Consider the following 5,387-nt stretch of genomic DNA (forward strand, 5'->3'; position numbering starts at 1 on the left):
GTTCCACCAGGCGGCGATGTAGTCGGGGCGCTTGTTCTGATACTTGAGATAGTAGGCGTGCTCCCAGACGTCGCAGCCGAGGATCGGGGTGCCGGAGCCGTCCATGAGCGGGTTGTCCTGGTTCGGTGTGGACGTGACGGCGAGTTTGCCATCCTTCACCACGAGCCAAGCCCAGCCGGAGCCGAAACGGGTGGCACCAGCCTTGGCGAAGGCTTCCTTGAAGGCATCGAAGCTGCCGAAGGCGGCATTGATCGCGTCAGCCAAGGCACCGGTCGGGGCTCCACCAGCGTTCGGGCCCATGATGTTCCAGAACAGCGTGTGGTTGAAATGGCCGCCGCCGTTGTTGCGCACCGCGCCCTGGATGTCGGCAGGAACTTTGGAGATGTTCTTGCACAGGTCCTCGATGGACAGCGCCTCAAGGTCGGCCTTGCCGGCGATGGCGTTGTTGAGGTTGGTCACATAGGCGTTGTGGTGTTTGCCATGATGGATCTCCATCGTGGTGGCGTCGATGTGGGGCTCGAGAGCCGTCTTGTCGTAAGGGAGCGGGGGCAGGGTGTGGGCCATGGCGTTGGGGTGGTTGAGGTTGAACTTGAAGGCTAAGTAGAGCGGAGACAGGCGGGGGCAAGTGTCAGAATGACAATTCAAATCTCCCCATGACGAACGAAAAAGGCGTGTGTCTGGACGCGTTCGATGACAGCACCCGCCATGAAATCCTCCCGCCTGCTCCGATTCGCCCTGTTTGCCCTCGTTGTGACGTTCCTGCCTTCCTGCGGCACCGAGTTCCGAAAAGCCTGGAATCGCGACCTCTGCCCTGCCCCGCCGAAAGCAGGCGGCGTGGCTGGAAAATGGCAAGGCACATGGCTGAGCGAGGCCACAGGGCACACCGGCACGCTGCGCTGCGTCGTCTCCGGCCCGCCCGAAGACGGCAAATTCTCCACGAAGGGCGATCACTCATTCTTTTACCGTGCCACATGGAAATCCATCCTCAGCGGCAGCTACAAGGCCGTCCACAACGTGAAGAAGCAGAAAGACGGCAGCCACGTCTTCAAAGGAGAACACAAGATGCCCGACTGGGCCGGTGGCCTCTATCATTACGAGGGCAAGATCAAGGGCGACGAATTCCACGCCAACTACAAGTCCGCCATGGATCATGGCAGCTACACGATGAAGCGCGTGCGCTGAGAAACCTTCCCGCCCGGCGTGGTGTTCATTCACGCATCACGCCCTGTGACATCGCCTCATGAAGTGGTTCTCCAGTTTTCGCGCCCGTCTCATCCTCACCGTTTTCCCCGTAGTGGCCGCTGTCAGCGTGGCGACGCTGGTGCTGGCGGAGTGGCGCTTCATGGCAGCCTACACACGCCTGTTTGAGGAGCAGTTCGAGTCGCAGATCCACACTTACGGCCTGGCCAAAAGCAAACGCACCGACGCTCTCTCCGCCCGGCTGACAGAGATCGCGGCACGCAACGACCTGCAGCAGGCGGTTGCCAGATCGAACTTCAACGAAGCCGGACAGATCCTGCGCCCTCTTCTGGAGGAACTGGCCACCGAACGCCTGCAGACGGAGCTGCCGGCCGGTTTGTCGAAAGCCGGCCAGGCTGGTCCCCGGCGGCAGATCCTGATTCCCCGCGGAAACGACGACAAGGGCGGCAAGGATCGCGACGACCCGCCGCGCCTGGGTTCTCGCCTGCCGCCATCGCAGCAGCCGTACATCGCCATCATTGATCCTGAGGGGAATTTCATGACCGGTCCCAAAAAGACGCTGTCCGGCGGACGAGGCGGCCCTCCCCTGCCCTCACTGCCGATGGAGGGCGGCATGAGCGCTGAGTTCCGGCGCAAATCCGGCCGGCTGCAGTGGCTGGGCCATGAAAAGCTGGAGCGAGTCCTCAAAGAGCAGGAGATCGGCTATCTCCGGGTCGAATACGGGGAGGAGAACCAATCCGAGCAGGTGCGGGAGGTGTTCATCACACCGTTGCATGACCCGGACAATGGCAAATTTGCGGGTGCCTTCCTCTTCGGCCTGCCCTTGCCAGTGCTGGCGGAGCGTCTGCTGTATGAGCAGACCAAACGTTCCGAATTTGGCGAGATCATGAGCGGCGTCTGGGTGGAGGACGCGCTCGTCAGCACCACGATCCCGAAGGATAAACGGGCCGAGATCGCGGAGCGCATTGCCGCCACCATCCGCCAGGCGAAACGCATCCAGCGTGAGATCATTCAGATCGACGGTGTGCGTCATCAGCTCTTCTACCGCATTCTAAACCCGGGATCGCCCTTCCCGCTCGCCGCGCAGGTGAATCTGTATTCGCTTGCCGTCATGGACCGTGAACTGGCCGAGTTGAGGCGCGAGGTCGGCGGCTTGGGCCTCGTCGCATTGTTGATCGCCCTCCTGGTCGTGCTTTACATCTCCCGTGGCCTCTCCGGGCCCATCAGCGAACTCGTGGGCGGCACGCATGAGATCGAGCAGGGCAATTTCGACGTGCGTGTGCCTGTGCGCCGCAAAGACGAGCTAGGCAGGCTCGCATCGTCCTTCAACGAGATGGCCGCAGGTCTCGCTCTCCAGGAAAAGTATCGCAGCGTGCTCAATGCCGTCGCGGATCGCACCGTGGCGGCACAGTTGATCGAGCAGAGCAGCGGCCTCGGCGGTGAAGTCCGTCACGTCTCCATGCTCTTCTGCGACATCCGCGGCTTCACCGCCCTCACGGAGAACATGCCGCCTGCCGATGTGATCGAGCTGCTCAATGAGCACATGACTGCGCTGACAGATGTGGCCTATCAGCACGGCGGCATCGTCGATAAATTCGTGGGCGATCTGATCATGGTGCTCTTCGGTGCCCCTGTCAGCACCGGTGAGGATGCCTGCCGCGCGGTGAAATGCGCCCTGCACATGATCAGCGTGCGTCGAGAGCTGAATCAGACCTCCAGACACTCGCTGGAGGTGGGAATTGGCATCGCCACCGGTTCAGTCGTCGCTGGCTGCATGGGCTCGGATCAGCGTCTGAGCTACACCGTGCTCGGACATCGGGTGAATCTCGCCTCCAGGCTCTGCAGCATCGCCCAGGCAGGTGAGATCGTGCTGGATGAGGAAACCTATGCCGAGACCAAGGAGCTCGTTCAGGCCGAAGCGATGCCACCGATGCAACTGAAGGGCTTCTCCGGGCCGGTGCATCCCTGGCGTGTCACCGCGTGACGCGGATGCATTTGCACCGCCGCCGCCCGTGAGGCACGTATCCACCTGGAATGCCCGCCCCCCGTCAAAAACCCGACCTCATGGCCAAGCTGCGCGACGTTCCGCACACGCCTGGCGTGTATGTGATGCGCGACCGCCTGAACCGCGTCATCTACGTCGGCAAGGCGCGTGACCTGCGCAAGCGCCTGTCCAATTACTTCACCCCCGCCCGCTCGAAACTCGTCGATCTGAAGACCCGCGCCCTCATCCAGAGCATCTGGGACTTCGACCTGCACCACGTGCGCAACGAAACCGAGGCGCTGCTGCTCGAAGGCCAGCTCATCAAGGACTTCCGCCCGCGCTACAACATCAGCTTCCGCGACGACAAGCGCTTCCTCCTCGTCCGCATTCACCTGGGCGACGCCTTTCCGCGCTTCTCGCTCACCCGGCTGAAGAAGGACGATGGCGCGCGCTACTTCGGCCCCTTCGCGCACAGTGGAGCGCTGCGCACGACGCTGAACTGGCTGAACAAACGTTTCGGCCTGCGTGTGTGCCGTCCGCTCAATCCTGACGAACAGGACTACAAGCACTGCTCCAACGACATCATCAAAAACTGCGCCGCGCCCTGCATCGGCCGCATTTCGCCGGAGGAATACCGCCAGCGCATCGAGCAGGCCTGCGAATTCCTCGAAGGAAAATCCAAAGACCTGCTGTCCGCGCTCGAAGAGGAGATGCAACGCGCCGCAGCCCGGCTCGACTTCGAAAAAGCCGCCGAGTTGCGTGACATGGTCGAGGATCTGCGCAAGACGATCATCGCCAAGCGCACCTTCGAACGTGGCGCACGCGCGAAGGTCGTCAGCACCATCGACCCGATGGCCGATGTGAACGAATTGCAGGAGCTTCTTCACCTGGAGCGGCCGCCGCTCGTCATGGAGTGCTTTGACATCGCCAACATCGGCACCGCGCACTGCGTGGCCAGCATGGTGCGCTTCAAGAACGGTGTGCCGGACAACTCCAACTACCGCCGCTACCGCATCCGGGCCGTCAGCGGTCAAAACGACTTCGTCAGCATGGCGGAGGTCATCCGGCGGCGCTTCTCCCGCATCCTGCTGGAAGGGGCGAAGGCCTCGGAGGATGCCGAATTCTCCCAGGAAGAGCCCTTGGAGGCCATGCGCAGGCTGGAAGGCGACGAAGACGCCGCGAAGAAGAATCCCAAGTTCGTCACGCTGCCCGATCTCGTCATTGTCGATGGTGGCAAAGGCCAGCTCGGCATGGCGGTGACCGAATTGCAGCGCCTCGGCCTGCACGACCTGCCGATCATCGGCCTGGCGAAGGAACACGAGGAAGTCTATAAGCCCGGCGCCAGTGATCCCATCCTCATCCCGCATGAACGCGGCGCTTTGAAACTGCTCCAGCGCATCCGTGACGAGGCTCATCGCTGGGCCAACGGCTACCATCAGCTCCTGCTGGGCCGTCGGGTCGAGGAAAGCATCCTCGACGACTGCCCCGGCGTCAGCCAGAACCGCAAAGCCGCCTTGCTGAAAGCCTTCGGCTCCGTCACCCGCCTGCGCAAAGCCACCGAAGAGCAGATCGCCGCCGTCCCCGGCATCGGCAAGGCCGTGGCCCGTGAAGTGCGGGAGTTTTTGGAGAGCCGGAAGTGAGCGCAGCCGCCGGACAGCCGCGTGTTTTCTCAGGGCCGGTGGAACGTGCCCGCCGTGGAATACGCCATCACACCCAGATCGACCCGCAAGTATGGAAGAAGGACTGGGTCGTCGATGCGCAGGCCGTCGGGCGCGGCATCACCGCCCTGCGCTACCTCGCCCGCTATGTAAAGAAGAGCGCACTGAGCCAGCCACGGCTCCAAGGCTACGACGAGCAAGGCAACGTGCGCCTCAACTGCCAGGACAGCGGCACGGGAAAGTGGAGCATCCTCACCCTGAGTGTGGACGAGTTCCTGCGCCGCTGGTGTTTGCATGTCTTGCCCAAAGGCCACGTCCGCGTGCGGCACTACGGCCTGCACAGCGCCGCTGCGAAGAAGAAGTGGGAGCGCCTTCACCACATCCTCGGCACCCGGCCCGCACCACGGCCAGCGCCCTTGCAGGCACCCAAACCCAAATGTCCCTGCTGCGGCAAGGACATGGAGCTGCTGCGCCTCATCCTGCCGCTGCCAAGAACGTGGCTGCAACTGCCCGCCCGCGCCCCGCCGCCCGTTTCCAGCGCATGA

The 5,387-nt window shown here is 62.8% G+C and carries 5 protein-coding genes; 4 read left to right on the forward strand and 1 reads right to left on the reverse strand.

The window, feature by feature from the left end; genetic code table 11:
* Positions 1 to 564 (reverse strand): superoxide dismutase (locus IAE77_RS06660; RefSeq protein ID WP_294223646.1); only part of this gene is annotated, 564 nt, incomplete at its 3' end.
* Positions 565 to 705: 141 nt separating this feature from the next.
* Here IAE77_RS06660 and IAE77_RS06665 point away from each other — a divergent pair.
* The 4 genes from IAE77_RS06665 (at position 706) to IAE77_RS06680 (ending at position 5,387) form a co-directional block, all read left to right on the forward strand.
* Positions 706 to 1,182, forward strand: a complete 477-nt coding sequence (locus IAE77_RS06665; RefSeq protein ID WP_294223649.1) for a hypothetical protein — start codon at positions 706 to 708, stop codon at positions 1,180 to 1,182.
* Between the two features lie 58 nt (positions 1,183 to 1,240).
* Entirely contained in the window at positions 1,241 to 3,184 is a 1,944-nt protein-coding gene (locus IAE77_RS06670; RefSeq protein WP_294223652.1) for an adenylate/guanylate cyclase domain-containing protein, read from the forward strand.
* A gap of 80 nt (positions 3,185 to 3,264) precedes the next feature.
* Positions 3,265 to 4,824 carry an excinuclease ABC subunit UvrC gene (locus IAE77_RS06675; protein WP_294223655.1) on the forward strand — a complete coding sequence of 520 codons (1,560 nt, stop codon included), beginning with the start codon at positions 3,265 to 3,267 and terminating at the stop codon, positions 4,822 to 4,824.
* Positions 4,821 to 5,387, forward strand: coding sequence for a transposase (locus IAE77_RS06680; RefSeq protein ID WP_294223659.1), 567 nt, complete (start codon positions 4,821 to 4,823; stop codon positions 5,385 to 5,387). The genes IAE77_RS06675 and IAE77_RS06680 overlap by 4 nt, the downstream gene beginning before the upstream one ends.

The sequence above is a fragment of the Prosthecobacter sp. genome, assembly GCF_014879935.1.
In the GTDB taxonomy this organism is placed as follows: domain Bacteria; phylum Verrucomicrobiota; class Verrucomicrobiia; order Verrucomicrobiales; family Verrucomicrobiaceae; genus Prosthecobacter.

Excerpts from the sequence above, each read along its gene's own strand:
- IAE77_RS06665 (WP_294223649.1), top strand. The coding sequence starts at position 706 with ATGAAATCCTCCCGCCTGCTCCGATTCGCCCTGTTTGCCCTCGTTGTG.
- IAE77_RS06670 (WP_294223652.1), top strand. The coding sequence starts at position 1,241 with ATGAAGTGGTTCTCCAGTTTTCGCGCCCGTCTCATCCTCACCGTTTTC.
- IAE77_RS06675 (WP_294223655.1), top strand. The coding sequence starts at position 3,265 with ATGGCCAAGCTGCGCGACGTTCCGCACACGCCTGGCGTGTATGTGATG.